The organism is Vibrio genomosp. F10 str. ZF-129, assembly GCF_000287055.2.
Lineage (GTDB): Bacteria > Pseudomonadota > Gammaproteobacteria > Enterobacterales > Vibrionaceae > Vibrio.
Genome location: NZ_AJYQ02000119.1, coordinates 73,187 through 96,888, shown reverse-complemented (window position 1 = coordinate 96,888; position 23,702 = coordinate 73,187). Strand labels below are relative to the sequence as shown.

Annotated in this window: 21 protein-coding genes; 18 read left to right on the top strand and 3 right to left on the bottom strand. The window is 44.7% G+C overall.

What is annotated here, in order from left to right; all coding sequences use genetic code 11:
• Window positions 1–565: 565 nt before the first annotated feature.
• The 3 genes from A1QO_RS15725 to A1QO_RS15715 are packed head-to-tail and all read left to right on the top strand — an operon-like array spanning window position 566 to window position 3,293.
• On the top strand, window positions 566–796 hold the full coding sequence (locus tag A1QO_RS15725; protein ID WP_017035354.1) for a FeoA family protein: 231 nt from the start codon (window positions 566–568) through the stop codon (window positions 794–796).
• Window positions 793–3,066: a Fe(2+) transporter permease subunit FeoB gene (feoB, locus tag A1QO_RS15720; protein WP_017040762.1), complete on the top strand. Its 2,274-nt coding sequence runs from the start codon at window positions 793–795 to the stop codon at window positions 3,064–3,066. The genes A1QO_RS15725 and feoB overlap by 4 nt, the downstream gene beginning before the upstream one ends.
• The gene (locus tag A1QO_RS15715; RefSeq protein ID WP_017035356.1) at window positions 3,063–3,293 is read left to right on the top strand and encodes a FeoC-like transcriptional regulator; all 231 of its coding nucleotides are present in this window, start codon (window positions 3,063–3,065) and stop codon (window positions 3,291–3,293) included. The genes feoB and A1QO_RS15715 overlap by 4 nt, the downstream gene beginning before the upstream one ends.
• Before the next feature lie 133 nt (window positions 3,294–3,426).
• Here the strand turns inward: A1QO_RS15715 and A1QO_RS15710 are convergent, their stop codons facing one another.
• Together A1QO_RS15710 and argS are read right to left on the bottom strand one after the other, a co-directional pair.
• On the bottom strand, window positions 3,427–3,855 hold the full coding sequence (locus A1QO_RS15710) for an HIT family protein (RefSeq protein ID WP_017040761.1): 429 nt from the start codon (window positions 3,853–3,855) through the stop codon (window positions 3,427–3,429).
• A 106-nt stretch (window positions 3,856–3,961) separates the two neighbouring features.
• The gene (argS, locus tag A1QO_RS15705) at window positions 3,962–5,695 is read right to left on the bottom strand and encodes an arginine--tRNA ligase (RefSeq protein ID WP_017040915.1); all 1,734 of its coding nucleotides are present in this window, start codon (window positions 5,693–5,695) and stop codon (window positions 3,962–3,964) included.
• A 234-nt stretch (window positions 5,696–5,929) separates the two neighbouring features.
• Between argS and A1QO_RS15700 the strand changes: the two genes are divergently transcribed.
• Window positions 5,930–6,526, top strand: coding sequence for a VOC family protein (locus tag A1QO_RS15700; RefSeq protein WP_017038063.1), 597 nt, complete (start codon window positions 5,930–5,932; stop codon window positions 6,524–6,526).
• Here A1QO_RS15700 and A1QO_RS15695 read toward each other — a convergent pair.
• Window positions 6,523–9,300, bottom strand: coding sequence for an insulinase family protein (locus A1QO_RS15695; protein WP_017040400.1), 2,778 nt, complete (start codon window positions 9,298–9,300; stop codon window positions 6,523–6,525). The genes A1QO_RS15700 and A1QO_RS15695 overlap by 4 nt on opposite strands.
• A 272-nt stretch (window positions 9,301–9,572) precedes the next feature.
• Here A1QO_RS15695 and sixA point away from each other — a divergent pair, with 272 nt between their 5' ends.
• From sixA to ccmA, 14 genes are all read left to right on the top strand, one after another.
• Window positions 9,573–10,037 (top strand): phosphohistidine phosphatase SixA, encoded by a 465-nt coding sequence (sixA, locus tag A1QO_RS15690; protein ID WP_017040399.1) that lies wholly within the window; start codon window positions 9,573–9,575, stop codon window positions 10,035–10,037.
• 176 nt (window positions 10,038–10,213) lie between these two features.
• On the top strand, window positions 10,214–12,307 hold the full coding sequence (flhA, locus tag A1QO_RS15685) for a flagellar biosynthesis protein FlhA (protein WP_026026969.1): 2,094 nt from the start codon (window positions 10,214–10,216) through the stop codon (window positions 12,305–12,307).
• A 38-nt stretch (window positions 12,308–12,345) separates the two neighbouring features.
• Entirely contained in the window at window positions 12,346–13,890 is a 1,545-nt protein-coding gene (gene flhF, locus A1QO_RS15680) for a flagellar biosynthesis protein FlhF (RefSeq protein ID WP_017040914.1), read from the top strand.
• A gap of 13 nt (window positions 13,891–13,903) precedes the next feature.
• A complete protein-coding gene (locus A1QO_RS15675; RefSeq protein ID WP_017038067.1) occupies window positions 13,904–14,791 on the top strand; it encodes a MinD/ParA family protein in 888 nt (295 codons plus the stop codon).
• Window positions 14,784–15,515 carry an RNA polymerase sigma factor FliA gene (locus A1QO_RS15670; RefSeq protein WP_017036164.1) on the top strand — a complete coding sequence of 244 codons (732 nt, stop codon included), beginning with the start codon at window positions 14,784–14,786 and terminating at the stop codon, window positions 15,513–15,515. Before A1QO_RS15675 ends, A1QO_RS15670 begins: the two co-directional genes overlap by 8 nt.
• 45 nt (window positions 15,516–15,560) lie before the next feature.
• Window positions 15,561–15,929: a chemotaxis response regulator CheY gene (gene cheY / locus A1QO_RS15665; RefSeq protein WP_017036163.1), complete on the top strand. Its 369-nt coding sequence runs from the start codon at window positions 15,561–15,563 to the stop codon at window positions 15,927–15,929.
• Window positions 15,930–15,975: 46 nt separating this feature from the next.
• Window positions 15,976–16,701, top strand: coding sequence for a protein phosphatase CheZ (locus A1QO_RS15660; RefSeq protein ID WP_017036162.1), 726 nt, complete (start codon window positions 15,976–15,978; stop codon window positions 16,699–16,701).
• A gap of 9 nt (window positions 16,702–16,710) precedes the next feature.
• Window positions 16,711–18,909: a chemotaxis protein CheA gene (locus A1QO_RS15655; protein WP_017040913.1), complete on the top strand. Its 2,199-nt coding sequence runs from the start codon at window positions 16,711–16,713 to the stop codon at window positions 18,907–18,909.
• Between the two features lie 27 nt (window positions 18,910–18,936).
• The gene (locus A1QO_RS20335) at window positions 18,937–20,049 is read left to right on the top strand and encodes a protein-glutamate methylesterase/protein-glutamine glutaminase (RefSeq protein ID WP_017038069.1); all 1,113 of its coding nucleotides are present in this window, start codon (window positions 18,937–18,939) and stop codon (window positions 20,047–20,049) included.
• A 9-nt stretch (window positions 20,050–20,058) separates the two neighbouring features.
• Window positions 20,059–20,835 carry a ParA family protein gene (locus A1QO_RS20330; protein WP_017035202.1) on the top strand — a complete coding sequence of 259 codons (777 nt, stop codon included), beginning with the start codon at window positions 20,059–20,061 and terminating at the stop codon, window positions 20,833–20,835.
• Window positions 20,836–20,842: 7 nt separating this feature from the next.
• Entirely contained in the window at window positions 20,843–21,871 is a 1,029-nt protein-coding gene (locus A1QO_RS15640) for a chemotaxis protein CheW (RefSeq protein WP_017040151.1), read from the top strand.
• Window positions 21,872–21,908: 37 nt separating this feature from the next.
• Entirely contained in the window at window positions 21,909–22,403 is a 495-nt protein-coding gene (locus A1QO_RS15635) for a chemotaxis protein CheW (RefSeq protein WP_017035204.1), read from the top strand.
• On the top strand, window positions 22,403–22,900 hold the full coding sequence (locus tag A1QO_RS15630; RefSeq protein WP_017035205.1) for a DUF2802 domain-containing protein: 498 nt from the start codon (window positions 22,403–22,405) through the stop codon (window positions 22,898–22,900). Before A1QO_RS15635 ends, A1QO_RS15630 begins: the two co-directional genes overlap by 1 nt.
• 181 nt (window positions 22,901–23,081) lie before the next feature.
• The gene (ccmA, locus tag A1QO_RS15625; RefSeq protein ID WP_017035206.1) at window positions 23,082–23,702 is read left to right on the top strand and encodes a cytochrome c biogenesis heme-transporting ATPase CcmA; all 621 of its coding nucleotides are present in this window, start codon (window positions 23,082–23,084) and stop codon (window positions 23,700–23,702) included.

The following is a 23,702-nucleotide window of genomic DNA, read 5'->3' as shown; positions in this document are numbered from 1 at the left end:
GACTCGAACGTAGAATAAAGACGATAAGTAGTCGATATATTATTGGTTTTAATTTAGTTGGTTTGTATCTAGGCAGTGAGGTTAAGCTAGAAGTAGAGATTTGAAGTGTATTAAGAAAAAAATGTCGTGGCATAGCCGGGGGACTATACCACGGGTGTCAATGACACCTTCGCTTGCTGCCGGAGTGGTATGGTAGGAACCAAACCACCTCTGGAATTTGTTTAGAGGAAAACCCTCTCGACGTGAATAACTATAAATTAGACCACTTATTTCACGTATAAAATTAACGACAATCTAATGTAAGAAAACCGACATATTGGCGGGTGGGTTTAAGTGTATGTTTTTATTGGTTTAAATTGACGGGTGAGGTTAATTCTAAAAAATAGAGTATATTGATTGAGAGGTGAGGTTATAAAATTAACGTTTTTGACGTAGAGATAACTTACGAAATTGACATCACCATTATTGGAAAGTTTGATTTCACACAATATCTTCACGATCAATTACCTCTACAATCGCCATTGTTAATAGAAATCCTTCTCATTAGCATTGATGTGGCGCGAATATGAAGTTATCTGAATTAAAACAAGGTGAGAGCGCAGTCATAAAATCTTTTGACTCTATGCCTCTAGACACTCGAAAAAAACTCATGGTGATGGGGGTGCTTCCCAAAACGCCAGTAACACTGATCCGACGGGCCCCGTTAGGTGATCCGCTACAGGTGGATGTAAGAGGTGTGTCGTTAGCACTCAGGCATAACATCGCTGCTCAAATTACAGTGGAGATCAGCGAATGAGTTACCAGATATTGACGGTGGGAAACCCAAACAGCGGTAAAACCACGCTATTCAATGCACTCACCGGTGCCAAGCAACAAGTGGGCAATTGGGTTGGCGTCACGGTAGAAAAAAAGACAGGCTCGTTTTCTCATGCAGGTGAAGATTTCGGTTTGACGGATTTACCAGGAATTTATGCACTAGACAGTGGTAACGATACGAACAGCATTGACGAATCCATTGCGTCAAGAGCGGTGTTAACGCACCCTGCTGACCTCATTGTCAATGTCGTTGATGCGACATGCCTTGAACGTTCTCTTTATATGACGCTTCAATTAAGAGAATTAGGACGACCAATGATTGTTGTTCTTAATAAAATAGATGCGCTAAAAAGAGAAAGGCAGCACATTGATGCCAAAAAATTAGAAAAAGCGATAGGGTGCCCCGTCATAGAGCTATCGGCCACCGATAAATCAAAAGTCAGTGCCTTTAAAAAAAGCCTACATAAGCGGATTGTTCAAGGTATCCCGCCTCGTGAGTTAGGCCTTACCTATAACAGTGATTTTGAGCAGTGCATTAAACAAATCGAACCGATCTTCTCGGACAAAACGGTGACTCGCCGGGCATTGGCCATTCGAGCATTAGAAAATGATCGCTTGGTACTTAATACAATGAGTCGTGATGACAGAAACACGGTCACTCAGCTACAAACAACCTGCAATATAGATATCGACTTGTTGGTCGCAGATACAAAGTACACTTACTTGCATGAACTATGTAAAAACGTTCGCAAAACAGAAGGTAAATTTAGCCGCAGCTTTACCGAGAAAGCAGACCAATTCATTTTGAACAAATGGGTTGGTATTCCTTTCTTCTTTGTCATCATGTACCTGATGTTTATGTTCTCCATCAACATCGGTAGTGCGTTCATCGACTTTTTTGATATTAGTGTTGGTGCAATACTGGTTGATGGTGGGCATTACTTATTAGATGATCACTTACCCGTTTGGTTAGTCACCATACTCGCTGATGGTATCGGTGGCGGTATTCAAACGGTTGCGACCTTTATACCTGTTATCGCTGCGCTTTACCTGTTCTTAGCGATACTAGAAAGCTCGGGTTACATGGCTCGTGCGGCATTTGTACTCGATAAAGTGATGCAAAAAATTGGCTTGCCAGGCAAAGCGTTTGTCCCACTGGTACTTGGTTTCGGTTGTAACGTACCTTCTATCATGGCTACGCGTACTCTAGACCAAGAGCGTGAACGTAAATTGGCAGCATCAATGGCGCCGTTTATGTCATGTGGTGCTCGTTTGCCGGTATACGCACTGTTCGCAGCGGCATTCTTCCCTGGCGCTGGCCAAAACGTAGTATTTGCTTTGTATATTCTGGGTATCGTTGCTTCTGTATTTACGGGTCTGTTCCTGAAAAACACGATCTACCCGGGTAGCAGTGATAGCTTAGTGATGGAAATGCCAGATTACGAATTGCCAACAGTGCAAAACGTAATGCTGAAAACTTGGCAGAAGCTGAAGCGTTTCGTACTTGGCGCAGGTAAAACCATCGTGATGGTTGTGGCCATTCTTAGCTTCCTAAATTCACTAGGTATGGACGGTAGCTTTGGTAACGAAGACAGCGAAAATTCAGTACTGTCTAAAGCAGCTCAGGTTGTCACTCCTGTGTTCCAACCGATTGGCATTACTGAAGAGAACTGGCCTGCAACGGTTGGTATCATTACGGGTATTTTCGCTAAAGAAGCCGTTGTTGGTACGCTAAACAGCCTATACACAACGCCTTCTGACGAAGAGGCGGCTGAGTTTGACCTAACAGCAAGCTTGCAAGAAGCGGTAATGACCATCCCTGAAAACCTAGCCGGTTTGAGTTATTCGGATCCTTTAGGTATTGAGGTTGGTGACTTAAGCGATTCAGGGGCGGTTGCAGAAGAGCAAGAAGTGGATACCTCTATCTTTGGCAACTTGAAAGACAAGTTTGTATCTGGTCATGCGGCGTTCGCTTACTTGATTCTTATCCTGCTTTACACGCCTTGTGTGGCAGCGATGGGTGCTTACGTTCGTGAATTTGGTCAGATGTTTGCACGCTTCATCGCGGTTTGGACGATGGCGCTTGGCTACTTTGGCGCGACCTTCTACTACCAAGCAGCAAACTTTGCTGCCCATCCAGTGACAAGTGCAGTATGGATGGTGGCGATTGCTGGTGGTTTTGTGTTGACGTATCGTGTCTTCAAGAAAGTGGGCAGTAAGCAGAAAGCCCTAGAGGTGCAAGTCGTATGATTTTAACTGAACTTCATCAATACATTGATAGCCAAGGGGTTGCGGCTCGTAAAGAGCTCGCTGCAAAGTTTGGAATGAGTGAAGATGGCGTCGATGCGATGCTGAGTGTGTGGGTCAAGAAAGGGAAAGTTTCTCGCTTGGTCGATACGAATATGCATGGTCATACAACGCGTATTCGCTACACCATCAGCAAACAAGATGGTTTGTCGCTTAACGTGATGATGTAGTTCAGATCTTCAGACTCTCGTTGAAAAAGGCGAGATTAGAAAATTACAAAGCCGCTTATCTAAGATAAGCGGCTTTTTGTTATGTGTCTTTTCTGAAGTATTTTTCTTTAAAGCTCAATGAGATGAAGTCGAATTATGCTTTCTTGAAAATAGAACTAAGCGATAAAACGTTTTGAATACGAGTCAGGATAGCGGCTTGATCTTCTTCACTGCGCTGTTCGCCTTTTGTATTTCCCCATACTGGGCCAGGCCAAGCAATGTCGTCTTTGAAGCGTGCAATATGGTGGATGTGCAGTTGTGGCACCATGTTACCCAGTGCGCCAAGGTTCAATTTGTCTGGTTGGAACGTGGCTTCAAGTGCTTGGCTGACCGCCTGAGATTCATGTAGGAACTGCTGTTGCTCTTTCATTGGTAAGTGGTGCAACTCTTTGAGGTTGGCACGTTTTGGTACCAAGATAACCCAAGGCACAGCACTGTCTTTGTGAAGGAGTGCGAAGCTCAGTGGAAATTCGCCGATAAGCGTGGTGTCTTTCGCAAGTTGTGGGTGAAGTTCAAAGCTCATTATTATTATCCATTTCGATTTCTTGAATTCAGTATACGTTAGATAAAACAAAAGGTTGATGCTCTCACATCAACCTTTGTATTTATTCATTGTAACCCGAAGGGAATTACATGCGCTCTAGAGTATCGATACCTAGAAGCGATAGACCTTGCTTGATAGTCTTCGCAGTGAGTGCAGCAAGCTTCAGACGGCTTTGCTTAACTGTCTCGTCTTCAGCCACAAGGATAGGGCATGCTTCGTAGAAGCTAGAGAATTGACCCGCAAGTTCGAACAGGTAGCTACACATGATGTGCGGCTGACCTTCGCGAGCAACAGACTGTACCGCTTCTTCAAATTGTAGAAGTTTCGCGATAAGGGCTTTCTCTTTCTCTTCAGTGATTTTGATTTCACCTTCAAGAGAGTCCATAGAAACGCCAGCTTTAGCAAATACCGAAGCAACACGAGTGTAAGCGTATTGCATGTACGGTGCAGTGTTGCCTTCAAACGCAAGCATGTTGTCCCAATCGAACACGTAGTCTGTAGTACGGTGCTTAGAAAGGTCTGCGTACTTAACCGCGGCCATTGCTACTGTGTTTGCGATGGCTTTCTTCTCGTCTTCTGCTAGCGTTGGATTCTTAGATTCAATGAGCTTCGCTGCACGAACCTCGGCTTCATCAAGAAGATCAGCAAGACGAACCGTACCGCCAGCACGAGTTTTGAATGGCTTACCATCTTTACCTAGCATCATGCCGAACGCGTGGTGTTCAAGAGACACTGATTCTGGAATGTAACCAGCTTTACGAACGATAGTCCAAGCTTGCATTAGGTGTTGGTGTTGACGCGAGTCGATGAAGTAAAGTACACGATCCGCGCCCAATGTTTCATAACGGTATTTCGCACAAGCAATATCGGTGGTTGTGTAAAGGAAACCGCCATCACGCTTCTGGATGATAACGCCCATTGGGTCGCCGTCTTTGTTTTTGTATTCGTCTAGGAATACAACCTGTGCGCCGTCATCTTCTTTAGCAAGACCTTGCTCTTTTAGGTCTGCAACGATAGTCGGTAGCATGCTGTTGTACATGCTTTCGCCCATTACGTCATCACGTGTTAGAGACACGTTTAGACGGTCGTAGTTGCGCTGGTTTTGAATCATTGTTACGTCAACCAACTTCTTCCACATCTCTGCGCAGAACTCATCACCGCTTTGCAGCTTAACAACGTAGCCACGAGCTTTAACTGCGAACTCTTCGTATTCATCGTAAAGCTTTTTAGATTCGCGGTAGAAGCCTTCAAGGTCAGCAAGCTCCATTGAAACTTCGCCAGACTCAGCCTGAACGCGCTCAAGGTTTGCGATAAGCATACCAAATTGAGTCCCCCAATCGCCGATGTGGTTAGCACGAATAACGTTGTGACCTAAGAACTCAAGAGTACGAACAACCGCATCACCGATGATAGTTGAACGAAGGTGGCCAACGTGCATTTCTTTCGCAACGTTTGGCGCAGAATAGTCAGCAACAATGGTTTGTGTTTCTGCGACTGCAACACCAAGGCGAGAATCAGCCAACGCTGCGTCTGCTTGTTTTGCAAGGAAGGCTGCATCCAGGAAGATGTTTAGGAAACCTGGACCTGCGATTTCAACTTTAGAAGCGATACCGTCTAGGTTTAGAACATCCAATACTTTTTGAGCAAATTCTCGTGGGTTAGTGCCTAGTCGTTTAGCAACGCCCATAACGCCGTTTGCTTGGTAGTCACCAAATTGTGGTTTTGCAGATTGGCGAACAGCAGCAGGAGAGCCTGCAGGTGCGCCAGCGGCTTCTAGAGCCTGAGATACTTTGTCATTAATAAGTGCTTGGATATTCACACGGGTTTCCTTCAATTCATTGGAATTGCAAAATTAGGCATTTAAGTTCTGGCGATCGGTTCGGACTGTCAGTTCGGGCATTGAGCTTAAACGCGTAACTTCTATTGTTCTGTAATTGGCGCTCATAATAGCAACTTTATAGGCAATCATATAGAGAGTTAACGGGGAATTTGTCCACTTTTAACCGCCTTATTGATAGTATTATGGCGAAATCAATGTTTTGGAACCCTTACAATGTCCTCATGCCTTACCGAAGCGAACTTAGCGCCTATTCAAATGAAAGCGAAACTTGAAGAGTTTATGCAGAAAATTACCCAGTTGGGTTCTATTTTGCGACTGGATCTGACTCAACATCAAGCGGATCACATTGCCATGCGAATCAATGACCCAGAGCTAGCAAGAACAGCGCATGCTGAATGGCAAAAAGAAGGGAAGGTGCTATCGCAAGCCTCGATCAATGGCAGGCCGATCATTGTTATCGAGTTTCATGCGCCATTGAGAGCATTGGATTGGTCAATTGAATGTTTGGAGTTACCTTATCCTGCCGAGGGTAAAGTGTATCCAGAACAAACGTGGGAGCACGTCGAATTCGTTGTAGCGAGTGATGCAGTGAGTGCCGATACCTATTTAGCGGATCTAAAACACCAATTCCCTGAATTTAAGGCCAAATATCATCAACTGGAAGAGAGCGGAGTCAGCATCAAACTATCAAGCCCTAAAGGTGAAGGGGAAAGGTTGAATAACCCTACGGTTGCGTTTAAATGGAAAGGGGTGTGTATCAAACTTCACCCCCACTCTTTGAAAAAGATTGTTGAGTCCGAACAGGCTTAACCCAAATTGCAATCTCTTGGTCTTAATTGAAACTCACTGATAGACCCAATTTCCTGTCCAAGATCCAGAGCGTCCTCTTCATGATGCGCATTGCCTTGGGTGTGCATGATGAGTCGGTTAGCCGTTCGAGGTTTTAGCTCATTAACAACGAAACGGATCATATCACTTCGCGTTAATTCTTTAAGTTCTTGAAGCACGGTTTCTCTTTGGTTGAAGTCGGTATCTTTATTGCCGATCGATACCCAAAGCCGTTGTGCTCGCCCGCGAAGGGTTGAGTCGGGTGTTGATATTTGATTCCAAAGGCCTCGTTTACTGCTGTGCCATTGATATTCATTGAGTTCAAGCAGCACCATATAAAAAGCATTGAGAAATTCGTCAATTGAACTGATTAAATCAATGGGGGCAGCATTGGGGGATTGCACATACAGAACAATGCCTGGATGGCGATTAAGCGGCATGTTTCCAGTGCCTACCATGTAGCCAAGCTGTTGCTTTGTTCGAATCTCATGAAAGAATGTTGCAGACATAAGGTGGTTAGCCAGTGAATACAGAGCAATACTCTTGGCATGTGTGTTTTCACATTGGTAGTAAACAACGACAGCAGAATCATCTTGATTGCATGTGACCTCTTTTTGAAAGGTACCATTTTTTCCAAGCATGACGAGTGGTCGCAATGACTCTTCATAAGATTGATTACTGACACGTAACGCATTTTTCAATGTGTCCGCCAGTTTGAGAGCCGCAGGTCGGGTCCAATCGCCATAGACAAACATTTCGACATGCAATTCACTCAAAATATCGTCAACAAATTTTGCCAGTTCATCGACCTCGATGGTTTCAATGGCTTCGATGAGCGCTGAATAGGGTGGATTATTAGGTTGTAAAATACCCGTGATAGCGTTGAAAAGTTGGGAAATGGGCCTGTCTTGCGAAGCATTCCGCCAATTTCGTAAGAGCTGTTGTTTGATTGATTCAAAGCGATCCGGATTAAATTTCCTGTCGGCAAATTGGGAAAGAATCATGCCCAGCAAATCTGCCTGTTTTTGACTAAAGCCAGATATAGATAACGTCACACCACCTTGATGGGAGTAGAGGTTGTAGCTCATCCCTGCTATCTCTGCCTGATAAGTTTCTTTCATCAAGGTATCCAAAAACATTTCTACGCAGAGACGCGTTTTCACTATGTTTCGTGTAGATGAAACCGAATGAGGGCTATCGATAGCGACATAAATGACCCCTTTAGGGACTCTAAATTGGCTGTCTTGTAGGTGCCACAACGTAAAGCCTTCTAGCTGCTCAATTACCTCAGGGGTATCACTTTCTGCCTCGACGGGTTGGGGATCCAAATCGTAGCAAATAAAGGTGTTTTTTGGAGGTAATGTCAAAGTGCAATTCTGCAAGGGAGTACGATAAAGTTTGTACTGCGCTTGGCTTATGGTGCTGACCGAATAAGGGGTGTGATACCACTTTGCAACTTTGTTGTATTCCCCTCCTTTGGCAACAATGGTGATACGCGCATTCTCGGCAGTGAACTTCGCCAGAAACGAACGGATCAGAGGCTCATCGTAGTGATTCATCATGTAGTCACCGTAAACAACATCTTGCTCGTCGTAATGTTGCATGTTGATAACAAGGTGACTGGCTAGATCGAGAGGTGTCGTCGGCTCTTGAAAACGAAACGCTGACTCTAACACCGCTTGTTTCTCTTTGTATCGCCATTCAGCAAAGCCATCGTTTTCAATCATACGAATTGAGTGGAAAATAGATTGAACAATAAGGTCGGTGTTGCTTAGCCCATCGGGTGTTAATGTACAGCTGATCGTGAATTCTCGATAATTATTACCGCTCACTCCTCCACCTGCCGATAGTGAGGTAATTAAGCCTTGCTCTTTGAGTGACAACATTAAGCTGCCTTCACCTTCATACCCGAGCAGGTGCGCTAAATAAGACAATGGCTTAGATTGGTAATACTGATCAATACTATCCAAAGGGAAGGCGATGGTCAGTTTTCTAAGTTCTTTTACCGGCTCAACTTGCACCCAGATGCCCGTGCTGTTGTCACCGACATAAGGTATAGAGATTTGTTTTCCTTGCAGATGATTGTTCGTGACCGCTGAAAACTTATCACGGGCCAATGATTCAAGGTCTTCGAGAGATTGGCTTCCCACCATCGTTAGCGTCATAAGATCCGCGGAATAATGATCTTGGTAGAAGGCAATAATCTCATCCCGGATAGAGGCACTTTCTTTATCGCTTAGCGTGTCGATATTTCCGACTGAAAACTTAGAAAATGGGTGCAGTGGGTTCACCGTTTCTTTGTGCACCTGGTAAAGCCGTCGAGCGTCATCTTGCAGTTTAAGCTTATATTCAGAATCAACCGCTTCCCGCTCTTTATCGAGGGCTTCTTGATTAAAGAGAGGGTGAGTAAAGAACTGACTGAACCTATCAAGTGATTGCTCGAACACTTTGGTCGCGACGTCGAAAAAAAAGCAGGTATGTTCAGTTCCCGTCCATGCGTTGTTGCTTCCACCGTGTTGATTGATATAGCTTTGAAACTCACCAATCTTAGGGTATTTCTCTGTGCCCAAAAATAGCATATGCTCGAGAAAATGCGCCAAGCCTTCACGATTATCAGGGTCATCAAAGTGCCCAACTTGAACCGCTAACGCTGCCGCTGACTTCTGAGCATTGCGATCGTGGACAAGCAGAGTTCTTAACCCATTAGACAATGTAATATAGCGATAAGTATTGGTATCATTTGGGCTTAAATGCACGATGAAACTCCGTTTCGAGGGACGTAAATATTAAAATGGTAATAAATTGCATTAAGTATGAGCCTTGAAATCGCCTCCTGCAAACTTAGAGCAACGAGAAGTCACTATAAACGTTACTTAAGTCTCGGATTTCAATAGATTGTTAGAAAAAGCAGAGTGTTTGGCAATGCACTTGATATAATTATCCATAATTCACGGGCACGAATAGAGCAGCAACAGACTGCCATTAACGTGTTATCGGTTAGCCCAAAAAAATTGTTAGGAAGCTTAAAATGAAAGTTTTTATTATGCGCCACGGCGAAGCGGAGCACTTTGCCGCATCGGATGCAGAGAGAGCGCTTACCGCTGGTGGGCGCTCTGCATCAATCAATGTTGCGAAAGCGTGCTGTGAGAAGGGCTTTTCTCAATTCGACAAAGTATTGGTTAGCCCATACTTAAGAGCGCAGGAAACATGGCAGGCCATAAGCTCAGAGTTTTCGAGTCCGCATGTTGAAACCTGTGATGATATAACTCCTTATGGTCAATCAGATCAGGTCTTTGACTATGTCAATGCGTTAATCGGGGCCGAGAATATAGAGTCGATTTTATTGGTTTCTCACTTACCCCTCGTGAGCTACTTAACCGCTGAATTTGCAACCGACATTGCGCCTCCTATGTTCCCGACCTCAGGGCTCGCTTGCATTGAGTTTAATGAATCGAAACAAAACGGAAAATTGCTCTGGAATATCCATCGTTAAACGTATCTAGAGTGATGACCAAATGGCCTGTAACTCTCGTGTTAACGTGTTCTGGGCCTATAATGACAATAAAAAGTTAAGTCATAATTTTGACGTGTTCAATGGACTAAATCTTGCATCACGACTGAACTTATTAAAATCAAGCCAGTTTTTCAATTTGGGCTACTAGCGATTCTATGAAATTTACTCTACCGTTCGCGGATAAACTCCCAGCCATTCCTCAACGTAGCCTACCAGCGATAGGTGCACCGATAATGGTGTTAGCAACGTTGGGCATGATCGTATTGCCGATTCCGGCGTTTATTCTCGATTTGTCATTTACGTTTAACATCGCATTGTCGATGGTGGTTTTACTCGTTACAGTTTACACCCGTAGGCCATTAGATTTCGCTGCCTTTCCTACCGTCCTCCTTATCGCTACATTGCTGCGTCTAGCACTCAATGTAGCGTCAACACGTGTCGTTTTATTGTATGGTCATGAAGGGCCGGGTTCGGCTGGTAAAGTGATCGAAGCGTTTGGTAACGTTGTGATTGGCGGAAACTACGCTGTCGGCTTGGTTGTCTTCCTGATCTTGATGATCATCAACTTTATGGTTGTAACAAAAGGTGCAGGTCGTATATCGGAGGTAAGCGCTCGCTTTACACTCGATGCTTTGCCAGGTAAACAAATGGCAATTGATGCAGACCTGAATGCAGGGTTGATTGACCAAGACCAAGCTCGATTACGCCGTTTTGAAGTGACTAAAGAAGCCGATTTCTATGGCTCAATGGATGGTGCTTCAAAGTTTGTGAAAGGGGACGCCATCGCTGGTATTTTGATCCTATTCATCAATATCATCGGTGGATTGTCGATAGGTATGGTGCAGTATGATCTGAGTTTTTCCCAAGCAATAGAAATATACACGCTATTGACTATTGGTGATGGCCTGGTAGCACAGATACCGTCTCTGTTGCTGTCTATTGGTGCGGCTATGATGGTAACACGTCAAAACACAGACGAAGACATGGGCCAACAGCTCGTCTTCCAAATGTTTGACAACCCCAAGGCACTGACCATAACCGCGTGCATCTTAGCTGTCATGGGAGTAGTACCAGGAATGCCACATTTTGCATTTCTATTACTGGCAGCCATTGCAGGGGGAAGTGCTTACCTCATCACACGTAAACAGAAAAAAACTAAAGAAGACGCCAAACTGCCAGCAACAACAGAAAAAGAAACCTCTGCGCCCAAAGAGCTGTCATGGGATGATGTTCAGCCCGTTGATATTATTGGATTAGAAGTCGGGTATCGATTGATTCCATTAGTCGACCGTGATCAAGGGGGCGAGCTTCTTGAACGCGTCAAGGGTGTACGTAAAAAGCTATCTCAAGATTTCGGTTTTCTTATTCCAGCTGTCCATATCCGCGATAATCTAGAATTAACCCCAAACAGTTACCGAATTACTCTAATGGGGGTTGCGGTCGGAGAAGCAGAAATTAGGCCAGATCAAGAGCTTGCGATTAACCCTGGGCAAGTTTATGGGATGATTGAAGGTGAACACACCATTGACCCTGCTTTTGGTTTAGAAGCCGTGTGGATTCGCGAAGAACAGCGTGAGCATGCTCAGGCGCTAGGTTATACGGTTGTGGATTCATCCACAGTACTGGCGACGCATTTGAGTCAGCTGCTAACCAATAATGCTTCACAACTGATTGGCCATGAAGAAGTTCAGAATCTCATGGAAATGCTGTCACGAAGTGCGCCGAAACTGGTTGAAAACTTTGTCCCCGATCAATTGCAGCTAGGTACAGTCGTTAAGGTTTTACAAAACTTACTCAATGAAGCTATCCCTATTCGCGACATTAGGACCATCGTTCAAACTTTGTCCGAGTATTCGAGTAAGAGTCAAGAACCTGACATTTTGACTGCAGCGGTCAGAATTTCACTAAAACGATTAATTGTACAAGAAATCAATGGTATAGAGCCTGAGCTGCCGGTGATTACTTTAATTCCTGAGCTGGAACAAATATTGCATCAGACAATGCAAGCCTCAGGGGGAGAGTCTGCAGGGATAGAGCCTGGATTAGCAGAAAGACTACAAAGCTCTTTAAGCCAAGCGACTCAAGAACAAGAATTGAAAGGTGAACCCGCGGTATTATTGACGTCTGGTGTTCTGCGCTCAACCCTAGCGAAATTTGTTAAGAACACCATCCCTTCATTGAGGGTGCTGTCTTATCAAGAGATTCCAGATGAGAAACAAATACGAATTGTGCAGGCGGTCGGGAATTAACGTCATGCGCAACTCCAATTCAGATATGGACATAGACTTTGAAGATTAAACGATTTTTTGCCAAAGATATGCGCTCCGCACTGCTTCAAGTCAAAGAAGAACTTGGTGCGGAAGCGGTGATCATGTCCAACAAAAAAGTCGCCGGTGGTGTGGAGATTGTGGCCGCGGTAGATGGCGATCAAGCCAGTAATCAATCGACCAAAAATTACAACTCTCGCCCACGTAATGATTACACGCAAGCGGCGACTGCGAAGCCTCAGCCTACCCCTCGTGAACTTGAGCAAGACAAGGTGAGCTTGCAATCGGGCGCCGATTCTGGAAAGTCAATGACAAAACGCTTTGCCAATATGCTAAAGCAATACAGCAATGGCGAGCCAGAGCAAGAGCACCGTTCTGAAAATGAAGATTCATTAACTGCATTGTTAAAGCGTCAAAGAAGCTCACAAGCAGCCGATCGCCGTACCAAGAATACAAGCAATACAAGCAATACAAGCAATACGAACAGTACAAACAATGCTAATCACCCCAACGGGATGCTGTCTAATCCAGAATCGCCACTCGCAAAATTGATCGCGCAAGACAGACGTTCTGAACGAAACACCCCCAAGCTTGATCCCACTCGTTATGACAGACCTCGTCGAGACGACCCAAAGGCCGATAACGAAGAATTGGAAGGGATGCGCGAAGAAATGACGTCTATTCGACGACTTTTAGAGCACCAAGTTTCAGGGCTAATGTGGCAAGAAGTTGAGCGACGTGAACCACTACGGGCTATGCTGATTAAACGACTCGAGAGAATGGGCGTATCGCTAGAGCTTGCGGACCAATTGGCCTGTTACATTCCCGAAGATACCGCGCCACCGAAGGCTTGGAAAGCATTACTCGGTTTGGTTGCGGATCAGATTCCCGTTGCAAAAACAGACATCCTAAAACGTGGGGGCATTGTTGCGCTTCTCGGCCCGACCGGCGTTGGAAAAACAACAACGATTGCCAAATTGGCCGCTCGTGCTGCAATGGAATATGGTTCAGATAATGTCGCATTAGTGACAACAGATACCTACCGAATTGGTGCACATGAACAATTATCGATCTACGGTCGAATTATGGGTTGCCCAGTAAGAGTTGCTAAAGATTCCAATGAGTTAGCCGATGTAATATATCAGCTAAGAAATCGTCGTCTGATTTTGGTCGATACAGCGGGTATGGGGCAGCGAGATGTCAGGCTTTCTGAGCAGCTAGATACCCTTATGCAGGAAAGTGGCGAAGTAATACATAGCTACCTTGTATTGCCGGCTACCGCTCAGCGAAAAGTATTACAAGAAACCATAGAGCATTTTAGAAGAATACCGCTCTCTGGTTGCATCATGACTAAGCTGGATGAATCACTCAGCTTAGGTGAATTTTTAAGTGTTATCGTTCAAAACGCGTTACCAGTTGCTTACATAGCAAACGGTCAGCGAGTACCAGAAGATATCGTACTCGCTCAGCCTAAATACATGGTAGCGAAAGCGAACGAATTACTTGAAAAGTCGACAGACAATGAACCTCACTACTGGAATAGTGACTCCGGAGAGGGGCTCTAGGCGGCGCAACTATATGACAGATAAAATGATTCACGACCAAGCAAGTGGCCTACGCAGACTCACGCAACCGTCATTGACGAAAGTCATTACTGTGACGGGTGGTAAGGGGGGCGTTGGCAAATCAAACGTAACTTTGGGGCTAGCCATATGCATGGCGCGCCAAGGTAAAAAAGTGACTGTGCTCGATGCGGACTTAGGTTTAGCAAACGTCGACATTATGCTCGGAATACGGCCTAAAAAGAATTTAGGCCATGTATTAGCGGGTGAATGTGAGCTAAGAGATACGATTGTTGAAGGGCCACATGGAATTAAAATAATACCCGCGACCTCCGGCACACAAAGCATGACAGAGCTATCTCACGCACAACATGTCGGATTAATTCGTGCATTTGGTAGCTTAGAAGAAGAAATGGACATATTGTTAATAGATACCGCTGCGGGTATTTCAGATATGGTTGTCAGTTTTTCTCGTGCTGCTCAAGATGTGGTTGTCGTGGTTTGTGATGAACCAACCTCAATAACCGATGCTTATGCTCTGATTAAGCTGTTAAGTACGGAGCATCAAGTCCAACGCTTCAAGATTGTTGCAAATATGGTCAGAAGCTACCGAGAAGGGCGAGAATTATTCGCAAAGTTGACCTTGGTCACAGAGAGGTTCTTAAATGTCAGCATTGAACTCGTCGCATGTATCCCATTAGATGATAAAGTACGTCAAGCGGTTAAAAGACAAAAGATTGTTGTAGATGCGTACCCACGTTCTCCAGCCGCGTTGGCCATCAGTTCATTAGCGAATAAAGCATTGACATGGCCGATCCCGAAAACCCCTAGTGGGCATTTGGAGTTTTTCGTAGAACGTTTACTAAATCGGACCGATATATTAGGGGAATCATTGAGTGAATAAAGCGCTGACTTACGATCAATACGCGAATCAAAATAGCCAAAAATTATTTTTGGAGAAGTATTCTGTATTGGTTAAACGCATAGCGCACCACCTCATAGGACGTCTTCCTCCTAGCGTACAAGTTGATGATTTGATTCAAGCTGGGATGATTGGCCTGCTTGAAGCACAGAAAAATTATGACGGGACTAAAGGCGCAAGCTTTGAAACCTATGCAGGCATTCGAATTCGAGGATCAATGCTCGATGATATTCGACGAGGAGACTGGGTTCCGCGTTCGGTTCACAAGCACAATCGAGAGATTGGATTGGCCATATCAGCGTTAGAAAGTGAACTAAATAGAGACCCAACCGACACAGAAGTTGCAAATCACCTAGATATGTCGCTAAAACAGTACCACACTGCATTAACAGACATAAATTGTTCTCGTCTAGTTGGTATTGAAGATTTGGGTATTTCAGATGATGCCATTTCTCCAGTAGAAGAAGATAAAAATACGCCATTTAGCGGTGTTGCCGATGAGTTTTTTAGAAAAGCACTCATTGAATCAATAAAATCGTTACCAGAGCGTGAAGCCTTAGTACTTTCGCTCTATTATGATGAAGAGTTAAACTTAAAAGAAATTGGTGAAGTCATTGGTGTAAGCGAATCACGTGTTAGCCAAATACTAAGCCAATCAATGCAGCGTCTACGTACAAAGTTAAGTGCTTGGACGGAACATGAATAACAATCACTGATATCAAACTCAGTGGAGGCAATTTTGAATAAAAATATGAAGATCCTTATTGTTGATGACTTTTCAACAATGCGTCGTATCGTTAAAAACCTATTACGTGACTTGGGGTTTAATAACACTCAAGAAGCAGATGATGGTCTTACAGCGTTGCCAATGTTAAAAAAGGGCGAATTTGAGTTTGTTGTAACAGACTGGAATATGCCTGGCATGCAAGGAATCGACTTACTCAAGAATATCCGAGCTGATGATGAACTCAAGCATTTGCCTGTGTTAATGATCACTGCGGAAGCAAAGCGAGAGCAGATTATTGAAGCCGCACAAGCTGGTGTGAATGGATATATTGTTAAACCATTTACTGCAGCTACGCTTAAAGAAAAGCTAGACAAGATTTTTGAGCGTTTATAAGCCAAAAGTTGTACACATTGATTAAGCGCAATAAGGCAAAATCAGGATGATTTCACTAGAACAGGCAAAACAACTTGTCGAGTTACTTGAAGGTGAGCAACAGCAAGAAGCTAATTTGCTGGTAAAAACTATCTATGAAGGTGGTGAGAACGCCATGCTTCAAGAGATAGGCACACTGACTCGAGATCTCCACGATTCACTTCAGCACTTCAATTTAGATGAGCGGATGAGTGAAATCGCGAAAGACGAGATTCCGGATGCTCGCGATAGACTCAAATACGTGATAGAGAAGACGGAAGTTGCGGCCAATAAAACAATGGATGCGGTCGATCGCTGTATGCCAATTGCTGATAATCTCCATGAAGGTCTAGTTCAAGTCAGGCCGCAGTGGAATGAATTAATGAGTGGTCGAATAGAGTTAGCTCATTTTAAAACGCTGTGTCACCGTATCGATGGATTACTCACTGAAGTTGAAGGTGACAGCACCGAGCTGAAAGGTCAGCTAACTGAAATATTGATGGCTCAAGATTTTCAAGATCTTACTGGGCAAATCATTAGCCGAGTCATCACTTTAGTTAACGAAGTCGAAGACCGCTTAGTTGAGATTCTTACGGTATTTGGTACCAATCAAAAACAAACACAAGAATCGGATGATAACAACAATAAAGCATCGATCAGTCCAGAAGGGCCAATATTGAATCCTCATGAACGAACGGATGCAGTTTCATCTCAAGATGAAGTCGATGACTTGCTCTCAAGTCTTGGGTTTTAGGGGTAACGTATGAGCTATGATTTAGACGAAGATATTCTACAGGACTTTTTAGTTGAGGCGGGTGAAATACTCGAACTGCTCTCTGAGCAACTTGTCGAGCTAGAAAACAACCCTGACGATAAAGAATTACTCAACGCCATTTTCCGAGGCTTTCACACCGTTAAAGGTGGTGCAGGTTTTCTTGCCTTAACTGAGCTTGTTGATACATGTCATGGCGCAGAAAATGTCTTTGATATTTTGCGTAATGGACAGCGTTCAGTGACTTCTGGCCTTATGGACACCATGCTACGTGCTCTGGATACAGTCAATGAGCAGTTTAGAGCGGTTCAAGACTCGACACCTCTTCCAGCGGCAGATCAAGGGTTGCTTGATGAGCTTCACCGGTTGTGTAAACCAGAGTCTGAAGATGAAGTTGTTGAGGAAGCGGTTCATGTCGAAGAAGCGCCACAGCCTGTAGTGGAAACGGTACCAGAGCCAGTTGCCTCAGCGCCAGAAGCAGTGACGTCATCAAACTCTGTCGATGACATCACTCAAGATGAATTTGAAAAGCTGCTTGATGAGTTACACGGTAAAGGCACGGCCCCTAACTCAGTTGAATCATCGGCTCCTGCGGCTCCTGCAGCACCGGCTTCAAGTTCAGAAGCCAGTGGTGATATCACTGATGATGAATTTGAAAAATTGCTAGACGAGCTCCATGGCTCAGGTAAAAGCCCTCAAGCCTCATCATCAGTGTCTGCACCTGAACCACCTGCTTCTAGTGCACCAGCCGCTAAACCACCGGCTGCTCAAGGTGGCGATGATCTAATGTCTGATGAAGAATTTGAAAAACTTCTTGATGATTTGCATGGTGCAGGTAATGGTCCGGCTCCCGACGAGTTAGCGGCTGCCGTTAAACCAGTGACTCCCGCGCCTGCTGCGCCAGTGCCAAAACCCGCTCCAGCTGCCGCGGTTCCGAAGGCTGCGCCTAAACCGGAAGCCGAGCCACCCGCGAAAAATGCAGCGCCAGCGCCTCAGGCGAAAAAGCCTCAAGCGGAAGCCACAGTCCGAGTCGACACATCTACGCTTGATACCATTATGAACATGGTCGGTGAACTAGTCTTGGTGAGAAATCGTCTTTTAAGCCTAGGACTGAACAGTGATGATGAAGAAATGGAAAAAGCGGTCTCTAACTTAGATGTCGTTACCGCTGACCTGCAAGGCGCGGTGATGAAGACTCGAATGCAGCCAATCAAGAAAGTATTTGGCCGCTTCCCTCGAGTTGTCCGTGACCTCGCTCGTAGCTTGAATAAAGACATCACGCTTGAGATGCGCGGTGAAGAAACTGATTTAGATAAAAACCTTGTTGAAGCGTTAGCCGATCCACTGATTCACTTGGTGAGAAACTCGGTCGATCATGGTATTGAGATGCCCGATGATCGAGCAGCAGCAGGCAAGTCTCGAAACGGTAAAGTGATACTCTCTGCTTCTCAAGAAGGCGACCATATAGAATTAGCCATCGTCGATGATGGTGGTGGTATGGACCCTGATAAGCTACGTTCCATTGCTGTCAATCGTGGCATGATGGATGAAGATGCAGCCTCTCGACTGTCTGATAAAGAGTGCTTCAACCTAATCTTTATGCCTGGTTTCTCAAGCAAAGAAAAAATATCGGATATATCAGGACGTGGCGTGGGGATGGACGTGGTTAAAACCGCGATCAACACCCTTAATGGTTCGATAGATATTGATTCTGAGCTGACTAAAGGCACCAAAATAACCATCAAGGTACCGTTAACACTGGCTATATTACCGACATTAATGGTGGGCGTTGCAGGGCATCCGTTTGCTCTACCACTGGCCAGTGTCAATGAAATATTCCATCTTGATTTGAGCCGAACCAATATTGTCGACGGACAACTCACGATCATTGTTCGTGATAAGTCTATCCCACTGTTTTACTTGCAGAACTGGTTATCGCCTCAAGACGGAATGGTTGAATTGAGAAAAGGCCATGGCCATGTCGTGATTGTTCAAATTGGCAGTCAACGAGTTGGATTTGTGGTTGATGCTTTGATTGGCCAAGAAGAAGTGGTCATTAAGCCCCTTGATAAGCTTTTACAAGGTACACCGGGTATGGCAGGTGCGACAATTACCAGTGATGGACACATCGCACTCATTTTAGACGTACCAGACTTGTTGAAGCAGTACGCTGCCGCTTCAAGAATCTAGTCGCAGTCAGTAGATAAAAGGGAACCTATGGCGATTAAAGTACTCGTGGTTGATGACTCTAGCTTTTTTAGACGCAGAGTTAGCGAGATAATTAATGCGGAATCGCGATTAGAAGTGATGGATGTTGCCGTAAATGGCAAAGAGGCGGTAGAAAAAGCGAAAACTCTTAAGCCTGATGTCATCACCATGGACATTGAAATGCCGGTTATGGATGGCATTACTGCTGTTAAGCAAATAATGGCTGCCTGTCCAACACCGATTTTGATGTTTTCGTCTTTGACTCACGATGGAGCAAAAGCCACGCTTGATGCTCTTGATGCGGGCGCTCTTGATTTTCTACCTAAGAAATTTGAAGACATTGCACGTAACCGCGACGATGCCGTGTCATTGCTGCAACAGCGTGTTATTCAGATAGCCTCTAAGCGTGCGATGATGAGACGAGCGGCCCCAGCTGTTCGTCCATCAGCGAGCACATCGTCTTTGGCAACGAAGCCTGCAGTGGGAACTCGATTAACACGCCCTTCGGCTCCAACGGCAGCAACTCGATTTAAAGCCAGTGGTAAAAAGTACCAGTTAACAGCGATTGGAACCTCGACAGGTGGCCCTGTTGCTTTGCAGAAGATCTTAACGAAACTGCCGCAAAATTATCCACATCCTATTTTGCTCATTCAACATATGCCGGCCACGTTTACGTCTGCGTTTGCGAGTCGACTGAACTCGCTGTGTAAGATTGAAGTCAAAGAAGCGCAAGATGGTGATGTATTGCGTCCGGGCGTCGCATATTTGGCTCCGGGAGGCAAGCAGATGATGGTTGACGGTCGACCGGGTTCGGCAAGGTTACGAGTCATAGATGGCGGCGAACGCATGAATTACAAACCTTGTGTCGATGTTACCTTCGGGTCTGCGGCTAAAATCTATACAGACAAAGTACTTTCAATGGTATTGACGGGTATGGGAGCGGATGGTCGAGAAGGCGCTCGAATGCTGAAGACAGCAGGAGCCACCATTTGGGCACAAGATGAAGAAAGTTGCGTTGTTTATGGTATGCCACAGGCCGTTGCAAAAGCAGGACTTTCTACCGAAGATTTACCGCTAGATCGTATTGCAGAGCGAATGCTCGTTGAAGTCGGTCTAGGGTAGGGGAACTGAATGATAGTTTGGAGTGTAGCAAACCAAAAAGGAGGCGTAGGGAAAACCACCACTACCGTCACCTTAGCGGGCTTATTAAGTAAGCAAGGACATAGAGTCCTATTGGTTGATACTGACCCACATGGTTCTTTAACAACCTACCTTGGTTATGATTCCGACGATGTGCCGGCAAGCCTATTTGATCTGTTTCAACTGAAAGAATACACCACTCAAACGGTTACACCTTTGATTTTGAAGTCAGATGTCGAGGGGATTGATATTATACCCGCTCACATGTCACTTGCGACGTTGGATCGTGTCATGGGTAACCGAAGTGGTATGGGTTTGATTTTGAAACGTGCACTTCTCGCATTGCGTGAACATTATGATTATGTCTTGATTGATTGCCCTCCTATTTTGGGTGTCATGATGGTTAATGCGCTGGCAGCAAGCGATCGTATCCTTATTCCGGTTCAAACCGAGTTTTTGGCAATGAAAGGTTTAGAGCGAATGGTCAGAACCTTAGACATTATGCAGAAATCGCGGAATAAAGCGTTTAAAGTCACCATCGTTCCGACGATGTATGACAAACGAACTAATGCTTCATTACATACGCTCAACCAGTTGAAAAAAGACTACCCAGATCAGGTTTGGAATTCGGCGGTTCCGATTGATACTAAATTTCGTGATGCTAGCTTGCGGCATTTACCGGTTTCCCACTTCGCAGCGGGAAGCAGAGGCGTATTCGCATACAAGCAATTATTATTATTTCTCGAGAGGTTAAGCATTAATGAGTAATTCATCGATGATTTCTAGTGAGCAAGCTCTCGATGACTACTTTACTGCGATGTTGGACGGAGAGGACACAGAAACTCTAGAGCCAGCAATGCCGGAAGCGAAAACTGCGCTTCTTGAGTCAGAACCTGAACCAGAATTAGAGCCAGAGCCGCAACCGGAAGCTCAAACGGAAAAGCGATTCTATAAACTTCATGACGACGACATCGCTGTTCCGAATCTGGAAGACGTAGAGCGACTCTTACAGCAGCTAGAATCAAGTAACCCTGTGGCTGAGCTCGATTTAGACGAAATTCTTGAGCAAAATACGCGACAGATAGCCGCGGAAAAAGAGGCCAAAGCGGAGCGAGAGGTTCAAGACTGGACCGTGGTAGAAGAGCCCGTAGTCGACGACGTTTTAATCGATGAAACGGTGAGCCTACAGGTAGAAGAAACGGCGTTTGTTGAACCTGTCATTGAAGCACCCATTGTCGAAGAGCCGGTTCATCAAGTACAAGAAATCGTAGATCAACACGTTGATATTGAAACTGATATAGCGGTTGAGCAAGCAAATGAAAGCCCGGCCAAGGTTTGGCAAAGCACGAAACGAACTGAAGACTTTCAAGTCCTGTATTTTGATGTCAACGGTGTGATGTTTGCAGTACCGCTCGATGAATTGGGTGGAATCCATAGATTGGGCACACTGAGTCATCTTATCGGACGCCCAGGGTGGTATCTTGGTTTGCAAACAAGCAAAGAAAACCAGCTCGATGTCGTCGATACGGCCGAGTGGGTGATGTCTGAAAAATTATCAGATGACAGCCATAAAGATCACTATCAGTATATTGTGATGTTGGGTGAAAGTATGTGGGGACTGGCTAGTACCGAATTAAAAGGGACTGAGTCGCTCAATACAGACAAAGTCCGCTGGCGTGAAATGGCAGGAAAACGCCCTTGGCTTGCGGGAATGGTAAAAGAAAAAATGTGCGCTTTAATTCACGTTGAAGAATTGATAGCTATGCTTAATGCAGGGCTTGATGTAAAAGCACTCGATAAATAACGTATTTGTGTCGGAAACGACTTAGAGAGGAAAAGGTATGTCTCAATCTAATGAAGTCGAAGTAAGAAAAGATCAGTCTAACGACGAAGTGCTTCAGTGGGTGACGTTCCAACTTGAAGAAGAAACTTATGGCATCAATGTTATGCAGGTGCGAGAAGTTTTACGCTATACGGAAATAGCGCCAGTACCCGGTGCTCCAGATTACGTATTAGGCATTATTAATCTTCGTGGCAATGTAGTTACCGTTATTGATACCCGTTCACGTTTTGGGTTGATGGAAGGTGAAATCACTGACAACACTCGAATTATCGTTATCGAATCAGAGAGACAAGTGATTGGTATCTTGGTTGATAGTGTTGCGGAAGTGGTTTACCTACGTTCTTCTGAAATTGATACCACACCAAGTGTTGGTACCGATGAAAGTGCTAAATTCATCCAAGGAGTCAGCAACCGCGACGGTAAGCTTCTTATCTTGGTTGATCTTAATAAGCTTCTTTCAGATGAAGAATGGGATGACATGGCTCATCTATAATGGCACCTGATTTCTTGTTTGAGGCTCCCATTATAGCGGGAGCACTGAGCCTGGTTGTTTTAGTGATGGGCTTGTTGGTCTATCGCTCTAAGTCAAATGCAAAAAAAAAGCATGAGATTTATCGTCGACAAATCCGAGGCTTGGATAAAGAACTGCAAAAGTCCAGTAAACAGTTACTTGAAGTTCGTTCCGTCGTTGTTGGCCTAGGCCAAAAGCTCAGTGAACAGCAAGATATCATCAAGCACTTAGATGAAAGGGTGTCTGAACTTGAACACGCAGATAGTGATGGCCGTCTTTACACCAGGGCGAGTAAAATGGTCCAACTTGGTGCTGGGTTGCATGAGCTAATTGAAGAGTGTGAGCTACCAAAAGCGGAAGCTGAACTTATGATGTCTTTGCAAAATAAGTTAACGGGAAAAGAAAAAGTCCCCCCATTGGAAAGCACACCAGACAAGCAGCCTCAACAGAGACCAAGAGCAGGTCATCATCGAAGATAACAAAAAAGGAAGCATTGCTTCCTTTTTTAGCACTTGTAACTAAAAAGTGGCAAATGAGACAAAAAGTGATTAAATATTAACAGTTCCTTACGTTGTTTCGTGACTCACGATGTGGATAGACTATTTCGTATAACGATGGCTGTGTTAATATAAGTTTCATGAATTTTCTTGATGACAACACATGCTAGAAGTAAAAAAGCTCACTGCCATTCGAGACGAAAGAGCCCTGTTTGAATCTTTGTCTTTTACCGTAAAAGAAGGGGAATTGGTTCAAGTGGAAGGCCGTAATGGAACAGGTAAAACCACACTGTTACGCATCATTACTGGGCTTGGCGACAGAGACGAAGGCGACATCTATTGGAATCAAGAAAATATAGAATCGAACCGCGAATCTTTCCATCAAGATTTGCTGTTTCTTGGTCATCAGACAGGGGTTAAGAGAGAGCTGACGGCTTATGAAAACCTTCATTTCTACCAATCCATCCATTCACCTGAATCTGATGATAAAAACGCTATTTTCAGCGCACTGACTAAAGTGGGTCTCGCGGGTAGGGAAGATGTACCTGTTGCACAATTGTCTGCCGGTCAACAACGTCGTGTCGCACTAGCACGTCTTTGGCTGAGTAAACAAAAATTATGGATTCTTGACGAGCCGTTGACTGCCATCGATAAACAAGGCGTTAAGGTGCTTGAAGCTCTTTTTCTGCAACACGCAGAAAACGGAGGCATCGTTATGTTAACGACGCATCAAGACATGTTTACAGATAACCCCAAGTTAAGAAAAATCAAATTAGGTAGCTAA